This window comes from Halosimplex yunnanense (assembly GCF_054504345.1).
Genome location: NZ_JBTJEL010000026.1, coordinates 20,440 through 32,590 on the forward strand (window position 1 = coordinate 20,440; position 12,151 = coordinate 32,590).

At 67.0% G+C, this 12,151-nt stretch carries 14 protein-coding genes and 1 tRNA gene; 7 read left to right on the top strand and 8 right to left on the bottom strand.

The features are described 5' to 3' along the window. Positions 1 to 28: 28 nt before the first annotated feature. The 5 genes from AB2U09_RS01655 to AB2U09_RS01675 all read right to left on the bottom strand — a co-directional run bounded on the left by AB2U09_RS01655 (position 29) and on the right by AB2U09_RS01675 (position 4,515). Positions 29 to 637 carry an acyltransferase gene (locus AB2U09_RS01655; RefSeq protein WP_459190952.1) on the bottom strand — a complete coding sequence of 203 codons (609 nt, stop codon included), beginning with the start codon at positions 635 to 637 and terminating at the stop codon, positions 29 to 31. A 130-nt stretch (positions 638 to 767) separates the two neighbouring features. Further along, complete coding sequence (locus AB2U09_RS01660; RefSeq protein ID WP_459190953.1) at positions 768 to 2,114, bottom strand: DUF4397 domain-containing protein; 1,347 nt, start codon at positions 2,112 to 2,114, stop codon at positions 768 to 770. Positions 2,115 to 2,513: 399 nt separating this feature from the next. Further along, positions 2,514 to 2,584, bottom strand: a tRNA-Gly gene (locus tag AB2U09_RS01665). A gap of 247 nt (positions 2,585 to 2,831) precedes the next feature. Further along, positions 2,832 to 3,470: a class I SAM-dependent methyltransferase gene (locus AB2U09_RS01670; RefSeq protein ID WP_459190954.1), complete on the bottom strand. Its 639-nt coding sequence runs from the start codon at positions 3,468 to 3,470 to the stop codon at positions 2,832 to 2,834. A gap of 10 nt (positions 3,471 to 3,480) precedes the next feature. Beyond that, positions 3,481 to 4,515 (bottom strand): tyrosine--tRNA ligase, encoded by a 1,035-nt coding sequence (locus tag AB2U09_RS01675; RefSeq protein ID WP_459190955.1) that lies wholly within the window; start codon positions 4,513 to 4,515, stop codon positions 3,481 to 3,483. Between the two features lie 153 nt (positions 4,516 to 4,668). Between AB2U09_RS01675 and AB2U09_RS01680 the strand changes: the two genes are divergently transcribed. Beyond that, positions 4,669 to 6,123, top strand: coding sequence for an RAD55 family ATPase (locus tag AB2U09_RS01680; protein ID WP_459190956.1), 1,455 nt, complete (start codon positions 4,669 to 4,671; stop codon positions 6,121 to 6,123). A 61-nt stretch (positions 6,124 to 6,184) separates the two neighbouring features. Here AB2U09_RS01680 and AB2U09_RS01685 read toward each other — a convergent pair whose 3' ends face one another. Then, complete coding sequence (locus AB2U09_RS01685) at positions 6,185 to 6,442, bottom strand: HAH_0734 family protein (protein ID WP_459190957.1); 258 nt, start codon at positions 6,440 to 6,442, stop codon at positions 6,185 to 6,187. Positions 6,443 to 6,611: 169 nt separating this feature from the next. On the opposite strand from AB2U09_RS01685, the gene AB2U09_RS01690 reads away from it, so the two are divergent. From AB2U09_RS01690 to AB2U09_RS01715, 6 genes are all read left to right on the top strand, one after another. Further along, positions 6,612 to 6,896, top strand: coding sequence for a 50S ribosomal protein L44e (locus AB2U09_RS01690; RefSeq protein WP_459190958.1), 285 nt, complete (start codon positions 6,612 to 6,614; stop codon positions 6,894 to 6,896). Between the two features lie 2 nt (positions 6,897 to 6,898). Continuing rightward, positions 6,899 to 7,072, top strand: a complete 174-nt coding sequence (locus AB2U09_RS01695; protein WP_459190959.1) for a 30S ribosomal protein S27e — start codon at positions 6,899 to 6,901, stop codon at positions 7,070 to 7,072. After that, positions 7,072 to 7,872: a translation initiation factor IF-2 subunit alpha gene (locus AB2U09_RS01700; RefSeq protein WP_459190960.1), complete on the top strand. Its 801-nt coding sequence runs from the start codon at positions 7,072 to 7,074 to the stop codon at positions 7,870 to 7,872. Before AB2U09_RS01695 ends, AB2U09_RS01700 begins: the two co-directional genes overlap by 1 nt. A 24-nt stretch (positions 7,873 to 7,896) precedes the next feature. Further along, positions 7,897 to 8,079: an RNA-protein complex protein Nop10 gene (locus tag AB2U09_RS01705; RefSeq protein ID WP_459190961.1), complete on the top strand. Its 183-nt coding sequence runs from the start codon at positions 7,897 to 7,899 to the stop codon at positions 8,077 to 8,079. A gap of 5 nt (positions 8,080 to 8,084) precedes the next feature. Further along, entirely contained in the window at positions 8,085 to 8,840 is a 756-nt protein-coding gene (locus tag AB2U09_RS01710; RefSeq protein ID WP_459190962.1) for a proteasome assembly chaperone family protein, read from the top strand. Between the two features lie 69 nt (positions 8,841 to 8,909). After that, positions 8,910 to 9,509, top strand: coding sequence for a J domain-containing protein (locus AB2U09_RS01715; RefSeq protein WP_459190963.1), 600 nt, complete (start codon positions 8,910 to 8,912; stop codon positions 9,507 to 9,509). 9 nt (positions 9,510 to 9,518) lie between these two features. Here AB2U09_RS01715 and AB2U09_RS01720 read toward each other — a convergent pair whose 3' ends face one another. Continuing rightward, positions 9,519 to 9,794 (bottom strand): HalOD1 output domain-containing protein, encoded by a 276-nt coding sequence (locus tag AB2U09_RS01720; RefSeq protein WP_459190964.1) that lies wholly within the window; start codon positions 9,792 to 9,794, stop codon positions 9,519 to 9,521. 199 nt (positions 9,795 to 9,993) lie between these two features. Beyond that, positions 9,994 to 11,982, bottom strand: coding sequence for a PAS domain S-box protein (locus AB2U09_RS01725; protein WP_459190965.1), 1,989 nt, complete (start codon positions 11,980 to 11,982; stop codon positions 9,994 to 9,996). Between the last annotated feature and the right edge of the window lie 169 nt (positions 11,983 to 12,151).

Genomic DNA, 12,151 nt, shown 5'->3' on the forward strand with positions numbered 1-12,151 from the left:
CCTTCTGCGGCCGACTGTAACCCGTCCGTCAGTCCTCGTCCACGACGGTCGCCGGGACGCCAGCGACGGTCGCGCCCGGCGGCACGTCCTCGGCGACGAGCGAGTTGGCGGCCACTTGCGCGCCCGCGCCGACCTCGACGCCCGGTAACACGATGGCGCCGGCGCCGATCATCGCTCGCTCGCCGATCACGACCTCGCCGGTCCGGTACTCGTCCTGGAGGAACTCGTGGCAGAGGACCGTCGCGTCGTAGCCGACGATAGCGTGGTCCTCGACGGTGATGAGGTCCGGCCAGAACACGTCGGGCGTCGACTCCAGTCCCCACGCGACGCCTTCGCCGACCGTCACCCCGATGCGCCGCAGCAGCCAGTTCTTCAGGCGCATGCTCGGGCAGATCCGACAGGCGAGGATGACGACGTAGTTGACCATCACCCTGAGCGGGTGGCGGGCCGTCGTCCAGTGGAAGATCGAATTGTGCGGCCCGCTCGTCCGGTGGCGCGTGACCCGGTCGTAGCGCGGGTTGGACTCGGAGCGCTCTGGATCCGACGGGTCATCCGGCGAGCGGGACGAGTCCTCGGACGACCGCGATGTCCCGCTGACGGACCCGTTCCCGCGGTCGGCCTGCGTGTCTTCGGTCACGCGCGTTCGTTCGGACGCCGTCACCTTGAATCTCGCCACATCGGTCGGTATCGGCGCGGCTAGCCGGGAGGTTGCGACGAGTTCGAAAAAAGCGAGTGCGCGTCGAATCCGCTGCCGTCAGGTGCGTTCGCTACGCTCCGGCTTCCGTCGCGGTATCGGTACCCATACCGTCGTCGGTCTCGGTGTCAGTCTCCTCGCCGATACCGTCGTCAGTGTCGGTCGCGGTTTCGGTTTCGTCACCGATACCGTCGTCAGTGTCGGTCGCGGTTTCGTTCCCCATACCGTCGTCGGTCGGGGTCTCGGTCTCCATACCGTCGTCGGTCGGAGTGTCGGTCTCGTTGGCCATGCCGTCGTCAGTTTCGGTCTCCGCACCGACGCCGTCGTCGGTTTCGGTCATCGTCTCGGTCTCCTCGCCGACCATGCCGTCGTCGGCGGTCGGGAGCGAGACGGTCTTCGTGGCGTCCTGAAGCGGGATCACTTCGAAGGAAGCGCCAGCGGGCGAGTCCTCCTCGTCGACGTAGCCCGCGGCGACTGCGGAGTAGGCGTTACCGCCCTCGACGCTGAGGTCGACCGTGGCGAGCGTCTCGCCGGTCTCGTTCGAGCGGATCTCGAGCGTGTAGTCACCGGCGGGGACGTTCATGTATTCCGACGCGTTGCGGAACGTGACGTTCTCCGCGAGCACCGTCTCGTTCCCGTCTTCCATGTCGGTCTCGGTCATCGTCTCGGTCTCGGTGTCGGTCTCCGTCTCGGCACCGATGCCGTCGTCGGTCTCGGTCTCGTTGTCGACACCGTCGTCCGTCATCGTCTCGGTGTCGGTCTCGGTTTCGTTACCGAGGCCGTCGTCGGTCGGCGTGTCCGTCTCGTTTTCTTCTTGCGCGAGGAGCGCCATCTCCTCGTCGGTCTCGGTCTCGGTCTCCTCGCCGACGCTGTCGTCAGTCTCGGTGTCGGTCTCTGTCTCGGTGTCGGTGTCGGTCTCCGTCTCGGTGTCGGTCTCCGTCTCCTCGCCGACCGTGGCGTTGTCGCCGCCCTCGGTCGGGCCCTCGGCCACGACGACGTCTACCGCGTCCGCGTCGGGCGAGAGGTGGACGACGCTGACCGCAGCCATGTCGTCACTGGGTTCCCAGGCGTTGTCCTCGAAGGCGACCGGCTGGAACTCCGTGTCGGAGTCCGTGCTGAACTCGCCGCTGGCGGCGAGCGTCGCGACCGTGCGCGGTTCGATGGTCACGTTGCCCTCGTAGAGCGGGTCGCCGGCCTGGTTGGCCGTCTCGATGGTCACGTTGTACGTGCCCGCGGTAACGTTCATGTAGTCGGTCACGTTACCGAACTCGACGTTACTCGCGACTGTGTCGTTGCCCAAGGTCACGTTGACCGACGGTGCGTCCGGCGACATGTGGGCGATCCGCAGATACGACGTCTCCTGGGTCTGTGTCTCTGTCTCCGCGTCCTGCTGCGCGGAGAATGATGCTGCGCCGCTCATCGCGAGGGCGCTTACAACGAGTGTCAGCGCCACCGCTCCGACAATCGCTTTTGTGTATTTATCGTGAGTCATCCGACTGATGGGAGGGGCGAGATACACTTTGTTATCCTCCGCCCAGTGACGGCCCGCGATCCGTAAGCAGAGGCAATCGCACAGACCCCCTCGATAGCCCCGCCCTTGTGTGAACTAGTTTCACCCCACCGCCGAACAGAGACCCTTATCCATCTCAGAAGCTACCCCGACCCGCATGTCGCTATCCACCGGTAATATCGGGTTACTCGCGGTGAACGGTCCGATACTGGACACGGGTCGTCGCCATCGACGAACGGATGCGGGTGGAGCACATTCCGTACTGAGAGTGGCCAGCGCTGGCGTGGATCGAAAACGGCAGGAACTGGATGCGCCGGCCGGGATTTGAACCCGGGCCATGAGCTTGGAAGGCTCAGGTCCTACCACTAGACCACCGGCGCTCGTTCCCCCATTTCTCGCCGCGAATTAAGGGTGTTTCCTTTCCGACCGAACGACGCCGCCGTCGAGTCGGCCGACGAACCGGAAGCCCGCGCACCCGAACCGGGTTCGAAACGACGTTGGTAAAACGGAGATTCACGGTGGAGAATCCGTCTGCCACCGTTGTCATCCGTGATAGCTGGGAGTATCGTATCACCGTCACAGAGGCGAATGGACGGTAGAGGCGATCGCACCCGGCGGAACGTTCGATTACGCCGGGCGAGCGACGCCGTAACAGTTCCCGCTGGATATCTCGAACGAGACGAGCGTGAGCCCGCTCTCGGCGACGTCCGCCCGGAACTCCTCGGGGTCGTAGATGTGATAGAAGCGATCGACCGTCTCGCCACCGGGGAGCGTCCACTCGACGGTCGTATCGAAGCCCTCCGTCTCCTCGAAGCGGTCGTGTGCCGTCGACCACGCGCTCACCAGCGCCCGACCGTCCGCGTCGAGCGCGCGGGCGAGTTCGTCGAGACTCTCGACGCGGCGCTCCCGCGAGGGAAGATGCGGTAGCGTCGCGACGTAGACGGCGATATCGACGGTGTCGGTTCTGACGGGTAGTCTCGCCGCGTCGGCCTGTCCCAGCGCGTACGAGTATCCCCGTTCGGCGGCCCGTTCGCTCGCCGCCCGGAGGATCCCCCGGCTCGCGTCGAGACCGACGGCCCTGTCGCAGCGCTCGGCCAGCAGTTCGGTGTGGCGGCCGTTGCCGCAGCCGACGTCGAGGCCCACCTCGCCCGTCCGCCCGTCCAGAAACGCCTCGACCTCCGGCCAGGGATACTCGCGCGTCGACGAGAAGTGGTCGGCGATCCGGTCGTAGGTGTCGCGGACGGACGCCGTGTCGGGGTCCGGCATCGGTTTCGACTCAGTCGTACTTCTCGGGGTAGGCGGCGCTGAGCAGTTCCGGCTGGTCGTCGAGGCGCTCGCGGACGGGCGCGATGACCTCCGAGATGGCCGCGCCGGCCGACGGCTTCAGGTCCGCCGGGTGCAGCTCCTCCGAGAGGAAGTCCGCTTCGAGCTCGTCGTAACTCTCGTAGACGATGTCGCCGCCGTACTCGTCGGGGCGCTCGACGACGAACGGCTCGTCGCGCTCGTCGAGGATCGGGAACACGAGGTACTCGAGGTACTCCAGCACGCCGTTGTCCTCGCGCTCGCCGGCGGGGCAGTAGGCGGCTTCGAGTTTCTCGACGACCTCCTCGCGGGAGTCGGTGAGGTTGACCTTCGAGGACTCGTCGGAGGCGGACATCTTGCCGCCCGAGAGGCCCGAGAGGAGGGGGGCGAAGACGCAGACCGGCGCCTCGCCGCCGTGGTCGGGGAGCACCTCGCGGGAGAGCATGTAGATGCCGCGCTGGTCGATGCCGCCGTAGGCCACGTCGGCGTCGAGGGCGTCCACGTCGAGCGTCTGCATGAGCGGGTACAGCAGCCCGCCGAGCTTCGGCGAGTCGGACTCGCGGACGACCTCGCTGGCCGCGCGCTGGGCCCGCGCGATGGTCGTGTCCGCGGCCATCCGGAGCAGTTCGAGCGAGTAGTCCTCGTCGAGTTCGAAGTCGCTGCCGCGGACGAACGAGATGTCGCCGGCGTCGGCGCCTGCGGCGTCGATCATCGCCTCGATGCTCGCCTCGTAGTACTCCGAGCGGGCCTCCAGCAGGTCGAAGGGGCTCTTGTTGTCGTCGAGGTGGGCGTGCAGGTCCGCGATGAGGACGGTCACGTCCATCCCGGCGCCGAGGAAGTCGGCGAGCTTGCGCATCGTCGTGAAGTGGCCGATGTGCATCTCGCCCGTCGGCGCGTAGCCGATGTAGACCGACGGGTCGCCCTCAGCGAAGCAGGTCTCCAGTTCCGATCGCTCGACGACCTCCGCCGTGTTCCGGGTCGCGAGTTCGAGCCGCTCGGCCGTATCCATGTCCGCACGTCCCACCGGGCGAGATTAAAGCGTTTCTTTCGGTCGAGAACGCGTATCACTTCCCCGATACGTTTCTCCGGTCGGGCACCCCCGGAGCGGACACCCAAATATGTCGGCACAATTGATTTATCCGATGGGACGGTTATCGAGACGATGTCACTCTCGACCGGCTGCGACCGGCTAGACGCGCTGCTGGGCGGCGGCGTGCCGTCGAATCGCAGCCTGCTCGTTTCCGGGCCGCCGGGGACCGGGAAGACCACGCTCGGGATGCAGTTCCTCCAGAGCGGCCTCGACGACGGCGAAGACTGTCTGTTCGTCAGCACCGAGCAGACGCTCGACGAACTCGAGGACACCTTCGAGCCGTACCCGTTCGACCTGCACGACGACGACCTGACCGTGATCACCGTCCACTGCGAGCCCGGCAACACGATGGAGCGCGACGACGACCTGGTCGTCCGCACGCTCGAGGGGGGCGACCGGGCCGTCACCGAGTGGTTCGACATCCCGTTCACCCGAGAGAACGTCGTCCACTACCTCTCGGAGTACGACCCGCAAGACCGCATCCTGCTCGACAGCCTCTCCGGGCTACGACCGATCGCTCCCGACGACGTGTCGTTCTGGCGCTCGACCTACGACCTGATCCGACTGTTCACCGACACCTTCGACGGCACGTCGCTGTTGACTGCGGAAGACAACGGAGCCGGGCAGAGCGTCGCCAGCAACTTGCTTCGGTACGCGACCCACGGCGTGATAGAACTCTCGTGGGTCGAGCGAGCCACGCAGCGCCACCGCTTCCTGCGGGTCGAGAAGCTCCGGGGCCGCGATCACGACCGCCGTAGCCACAAGCTCGTCTTCGACGAGACGGGCGTGACCGTCCAGCCGACCCAGCGCACGCCGCCGAGCGACTTCCTCGACCGCGACCACCTCTCGACAGGGGTGCCGGCGCTCGACGAGTTGCTCGGCGGTGGCCTCGTCCGCGGTGGATTCACGCTCCTCTCCCACGACGGGACCACCGGCTACTACACGATCAACACCCGGATGCTCGCCGCCGCGGTCGAGGAAGGCATGGCGCTGACGGTCGCGCTCCCGACGGAGGTGTCGCTCTCGCAACTCGACCGCTACTGGACCGGCACCGACTGGAGCGTCGATCGGCTGCTCGACGCCGACCGGCTGTTCGTCCTCGAACTCGTCGCGTGCGACGGCTTCGACCATCGGAACGTCCTGTGCTACGACGAGAGCGACGACCGCGACTGGGAACGGCTCATGGAGCTGTCCTACGAGCGCAGCGGCGACCGCCCGCTGTTCGCGTTCGTCGACACCGAACCGCTGCTCGAACGGGTGTCCCCCCAGCGCGCCCGGGAGGTTCGCTACCGGGCCGCGGCGCGCTACTCCGACGACGAGGACGTGGTCGTCTACACGGTCAACCCCTCGATTCAGGACCAGTCGCTCGTCGAGTTCTTCGTCGACACGAGCGCCCAGACGCTGCGGATCGATCGGGCCGACGACGGCATCGAGTGGCTCACGCTCCGGAAGTCGCCGACGGGGTCACCGGGCACGAGCGCGGTCGTCGCCTACGAGGAGGAGCCGCCGTACGTCGACCTCGTGTAGCGCGGAGAACGAGCAGAATCGGCCGGGAATGGGCCGGCCGATAGACGAACGAGCCTGTCGGTCAGGCCGAGGCGGACTCGACGACCTCGACCGCCTCGGCGTCGACGGCCTCGGTGTCGAGATGGTTGGGGATGTAGTCGCGCCGTTCGTAGGTGCCGCGCTCGTCTTCGGTGCCGACGGTACACCACAGCTGGGGTCGGTCCGGCCCGTGCCACTCGCCGTTGCGGTTGACGCCGAAGACGACCAGCTCCTCGCCGTCGACGGAGATGACGGCGTCGCGGCGGAACCCTGGGTCCCCGTGGACGATCAGCTTCTTCATGCCCGCCGATTCGGCGGAACCGTACTTAGTGACTTCGAAGCGACGGCGAATCGGGCCGGCTGAGGCGGTCGCGCGAGCGCCGAACGGGACGGCGTCCCCGGCGATCGACCGGTCCGAACCAAACGGGTTTTAAGCGGGCACGACCAAGCCGCTCGCAAGGTCGATATCTATGGAGATGCCACGCCGATTTAACACGTACTGTCCGCACTGCGACGAGCACAACGAACACGAGGTCGAGCGCGTCCGGAGCGGTCGCACCTCGGGGATGACGAAGGTCAACGGGCGACAGGCCGAGCGAACGCGCTCGGGCTACGGGAACGCGGGGAAGTTCTCGAAGGTCCCCTCGGGCGGGAAGCCGACTCAGAAGACGAACCTCAAGTACCGCTGCTCCGACTGCGGCAAGGCCCACCTCCGCGAGGGATGGCGCGCCGGCAAACTGGACCTGCAGGACTAACAATGACGGGTAACTTCTACAGCGTCGCGTGTCCGGACTGTGAGAACGAACAGGTCGTCTTCGGCAAGGCCGCGACCGAAGTCGCCTGCGAGGTCTGCGGGCACACGCTCGTCCGCCCGACCGGCGGCAAAGCGGCCATCGAGGGCGAGGTCGTCGAGACCGTCGAGGCACGATAATGAAATACAGCGGCTGGCCCGACCCCGGCGAACTGGTGGTCGGACGCGTCGACGAGATCGAGGACTTCGGCGTCTTCGTCGACCTCCAGGAGTACGAGGACAAGCGCGGCCTCTGTCACATCAGCGAGGTCGCCTCCGGGTGGATCAAGAACGTCCGGGACCACGTCTCCGAGGGGCAGACGGTCGTCGCGAAGGTCCTCGACGTCGACGAGGGCGCCCAGCAGATCGATCTCTCGATCAAGGACGTCAACGACCACCAGCGCAAGGACAAGATCCAGGAGTGGAAAAACGAGCAGAAGGCCGACAACTGGATGCTGCTGGCGTTCGGCGAGGACATCGAGGACGAGACCTACGCCGCCATCGCCAACGATCTGCTGGCCGCCTTCGGCTCCATGTACGAGGGCTTCGAGGAGGCCGCAATCCACGGCGAGGAGGCCCTCGACGAGACGGATCTGGACGACGAGGAGATCGAGGCCATCGTCGAGACCGCTCGCGAGAACGTCTCGGTTCCGTACGTCAACGTCACCGGCTACGTCACGCTCGAGTGTCCCGCCGGCGACGGCGTCGACGTGATCAAGGAGTCGCTGCAGGCCGCGGAGGGCAACGGCGAGATCCCCGACGAGGTCGAACTCGAAGTCACCTACGTCGGCTCGCCCGAGTACCGCATCCAGGTGCAGGCGCCCGACTACAAGACCGCCGAGTCACAGCTCGAATCCAGCGCCGAACGTGCCATCGCCGTCGTCGGCGACCACGGCGGCAGCGGCGACTACCACCGCGACCGGATCGAAGACGCGGAGTGAGCTTCGCCGGCCGGGACGCTTCTCATGAAATCGGACATCCTCGTCTGCTCGGCGTGGCGCGACGAACACGAGCGGCCGCGCTACACGCTCGCCGAGACCTGTCCCGAGTGCGGCGCCGAGGCAGTCAACTCGGCGCCGGCGCCGTTCTCCCCCGAGGACAACTACGGGGAGTATCGACGCGCACTTAAGCGGCGGCGCCGCGACTAACCCGTATGGACGAATACGAACGCGAGTCACTGGCGAGTCCCGACCTCGACGAGCCGGTGCTGGTCGAGGGGCTGCCCGGCGTCGGGCACGTCGGCAAACTCGCCGTCGAGCACCTGCTCGAAGAGATCGACAGCGAGCCCGTCGAACGGGTCCACTCGACGCACTTCCCGCCGCAGGTGAGCGTCGAGGACGGCCGGACGGAACTCGCCTCCGCGGAGTTCCACGCCGTCCAGCCCGAGGACGGGCGGGACCTGCTCGTGCTCACGGGCGACCACCAGGCCCAGGACAGCGAGGGCCACTACGGGCTGACCGACACGTTCCTCGACGTGGCCGACGACTACGGCGTCGAGCGCGTGTTCGCCCTCGGCGGCGTCCCGACCGGCGAACTCATCGAGGAGTACTCCGTCCTCGGCGCGGCCACCACGGACGAGGTCGTCGACGACCTCGAAGCGGTCGGCGTCGAGTTCCGCGAGGACGAGCCCGCCGGCGGTATCGTCGGCGTCAGCGGCCTCCTGCTCGGCCTCGGCGAGCGCCGCGGGTTCGAGGCCGCCTGTCTCATGGGCGAGACCAGCGGCTACCTCGTCGACCCGAAGAGCGCGCAGGCCGTCCTCGAAGTCCTGCAGGAAGTCGTCGACTTCGACGTCGACTACGCCTCGCTGGAGGAGCGCGCCGACGAGATGGAGGAGGTCGTCCGGAAGATCCAGGAGATGGACCAGGGCACGCCGACCCCCTCCGACGAGGACCTGCGCTACATCGGCTGATCGACGGTCGCCTTTTCGACGGCTGATGCTCCCGGGACTTTCATATTACCGCGACGCCAACGCCCGCGCGTGGTAGTCGACGGGCTGCTCGAACTGCCCCGATGGTTGCTCGTCGGGATCGCGCTCGGCCTCGCCAGCAGCGTCTTCGCTGCCGTCCTGTTCGTCGTCGCGAACAGGCTCTATCCCTCCAGGCAGGCCCGGCGACGCCGCGGTGGCGAGGGACGCCGCCGAGCCGAACTGCGTGAGTATCTCCAGGCCATCGACGAACCCTTCGCCGAGAACCACTTCGTCGAAGGGCAACACGTCGCATTCTACCTCCCCGAGCGGGACGTGGCGATCACGTTCGACGCGCGGGCGTACTACCGCATCGAGCGCTCGCCCACGGTACCCGTGCTCGTCGAGCACGAGATGCCCGGCGTGCAACTGGGCGACCGGCTTCCGTTCGACGTGCCGGACGTCGACTTCGGACCCGACGACGAGGAAGAGCGCGTCGACCCGACGGTCGCCGCGTTCGACGAGCTGGGGGTCCCGGCCACGGCCAGCCTCGACGAGGTGAAAGCGGCCTACCGGCAGAAGGTCAAAGAGGTCCACCCGGATCAGGGCGGCGACGAGGACGAGTTCAAGCGTGTCCGCGAGGCGTACACGACGGCCAAGCGCTACGCCGGATGACTCGGGAACCTACCGGTTTGCGGGTCTGACGCTGTCGTCGGTCGCCCGGACGAGGACGTACGTGTCGTTGACCCGGACGTCACAGCCCTCGTAGCGGAACGTGGCCGTCACGTCGGTGTCGCCCTCGAAAAGCACGTCGAGCGACTCCGAATCAACGGCGTGAAACAGCGGCTGTAGGTCGAGGATCGCACGGCCCGTCGCGGCGGCGACGGCTCTCACGACGGCTTCGCTCGGCGGATCGTCGCCGTAGGCGTTCGTGACGGTCCAGTCGTCGATTTCCGTCATCGTGTTATCGAACCGCCCCCGACCGCCAACGCCGCGGCGGGCGATTCGCGGATCTGATCTGCCTCCGGAACTCGCGTCGTCGACCGGCCGCGGTCGACGTGCGGGGCTCGGTTCGGATCACGGGCTAGATTACTCGTGAACGACATTGAGAGACGTGCCAGAGTATTCAGGTATCCCGACCGCCGGCACTGCCCCCGGGCTACTCGAACAGCGCCGCGAGGAGCTTCCGCTCGGCGACGCGGAGGTGCTGGTGGAACGTCTGCGGCGCGATGTCCAGCGTGTCGGCGACGGCGCTGGCGTCGCTCGTCCGGGCCGGCCACTCGAAGTAGCCCGCGAAGTAGGCGGCTTCGAGCGCCGCCTGCTGTTTCTCCGTCAGTTCGGCCCCGAGCAGGCGACGGAACTCCTGGGGGTTCCGGGAGGACTGTTCGGTCTTCCGGCGTGCGGCCAGTTCGACGTTCGAGAACGTCTCGTGGACGGCGTCGACCACCTCGCGGACCGCCACGTCGGACGGTAACTCCGCGACGATCCGCGCCTCGCCGCGGTCGACGACGCCTGCCGTCGTGCGCGCGCCGAGTTCCGCCAGCACCGACGTGATCGTCGCGTCCTGCGTACGGAATTCGAGCCGCTCGTCGTCGAGCGCGTCGGCGTCGTGGATCGACGGGACTTCCGCGGCCGCCTCGCGAACCCGCTCGACCGGAGCATCCGTGACCGCGAAGTAAAAGACGCGCTCGTCGCCGAACGAAACAGACCGGTGGAGATCGAGGTGACAGTCCGCCGCGTCGGAGACGGCGACGAACGGCACTTCCTCGTCCCTCGTCCGCAGTTCGATCTCCACGACGGCGTCCGAATGCAGCAACTGTCGGGTGAGCGCCGCCTGGATCGCGTTCCCGATCAGATCCCCGAGTTCACCCAGGACGGTCTGTTCGCGGTCGGACAGGCCGGGGATCCTGTCCGTACACACGCCGAGTAGCCCGAATTGCCGACCGTCGGCGATCAGCGGGACTACCGCGAACGACCGCGGACGGTCAGACCCGTCGACCACGATATCGTCCGTGACGCCTTCGGAGACCTGCACCGAACCCGACTCGACGGCTCGCTCGACGATATCGGGGACGCCCCCGTTCGACTCCTGTTCGGCGGCTTCGACCATCTTTCGGCCGAGGCCCGCCTGAGCGTCCACGTCGAAGGAGCTGTCGCCGCTCAGCGAGCCGATCACCGCGCCGCAGTAGGCCCCTTCCTCGACGAGGCGCGTACAGACGGAGTCAGTTATCTCCGCCCGCGTTTCGGCCTCGACGAGCGCTCGGTCGACCGACCGGATCGCCGTGTTGAGGTCGTCCAGTCGCTCCAAGGTGTCCTCGTACCGCTTGCGCTCGGAGATGTCCCTCCCGACGCCGGTTTCGCCGACGATCTCGCCGTCCTCGATCAGCGGTGCGCCGGTGAACTCGTAGGGGACCTCGGTGCCGTCCTTCAGGACGAGCCGCGACTCGATCGTCTCGACGGTCCCCTCGGTGAGTACCCGCTGCATGGACGCAGCGACTCGCCCGTGATCCTCCTCGGGAATTACGTCGAGGGGGTCCAGACCCCGGATATCCTCGTCGGTGTACCCGGTGATGTCACACGCTCGCTCGTTCCACCGGAGGAACCGTCCGCTCCGGTCGAACGCGTAGACCACGTCCGGGAGCGCGTCGAGGATACTCTCGACGAACGCCCGCTCGGACTCGTAGCGCTCGCGCTGGCGGACGCGGTGGGAGATGTCCCGAACGACACTGATGAAATAGCGGTCGCCGTCGTGGACGAACTCGCGAAACCACATCGAAAGCGGGACCTCGTGGCCTTCGCGGTGTTTCCCCGGGAACCGTACCTCGTCCCAGCTGTAGGTCCGCTCGCCGCTGCTGAGGTACTGCGTGAACGCGGCCTCGTGTGCGTCACGGAACCGCTCGGGGATCAGGGTCCGTACCGACCGGTCGACCAACTCCTCGGGGTCGTAGCCGAAGACGCCCTCGACCGCCGGGTTCGCGAAGACGATCCGCCCCTCGGCGTCGACGACGACGAACGACTCCGGCGCGCTCGCCACGAGAAGCTCCGAGAGGACCGTCCCCCCGACGACGTCGACGAACGACTCGTCGACCGCGTTCGCCGCTGCAGCGTCTCCCCACTCGCCGCCGGAGGCGTCGAGGTCCTGACTCACAGGCCCATTGAGAACTATTCACAATTAAACGTTCGCCCGACAGGAGCAACGTCTGCACGTCACGAAATCGCCGTACTGCGGACGGACAATCGAGAAGACAGTACCGTCTCGGCGAGCCGTCGTCAGGCGGTCCCCGGATCCGGTCCGACGAGCCGCCGAATCTGCGAGG